1 tRNA gene is annotated in these 310 nt (G+C 43.2%); it reads left to right on the forward strand.

The annotated features are described in order from the left end of the window. The first annotated feature begins 227 nt into the window (after positions 1–227). Positions 228–303 (forward strand) — tRNA-Asn (locus B806_RS0114030). The last annotated feature ends 7 nt before the right edge of the window (positions 304–310 follow it).

Raw genomic sequence — 310 nt, forward strand, 5'->3', positions numbered from 1 at the left:
GACTGTTAATCCGCAGGTCCCTGGTTCGAGCCCAGGTGGGAGAGCCAAGATTCTAAAAGCCCGCATTTATTGCGGGTTTTTTCTTTTCTAAGATTTAATAATTTTTCATTATTTTGAATAAAATCAATGTTTCGAGTATTTTTAAACCAAACGACAAGATATTCTCTCTAATTCTGCTATTAAGGCTTGACCCAGCCCTCTTTCCTGCCTAAAATCCTTTTCCAGATTCTCCCATAGCTCAGTCGGTAGAGCGACGGACTGTTAATCCGCAGGTCCCTGGTTCGAGCCCAGGTGGGAGAGCCAAGATTCT

This window comes from Acinetobacter sp. TG2027 (assembly GCF_000302435.1).
GTDB lineage: Bacteria > Pseudomonadota > Gammaproteobacteria > Pseudomonadales > Moraxellaceae > Acinetobacter > Acinetobacter pittii.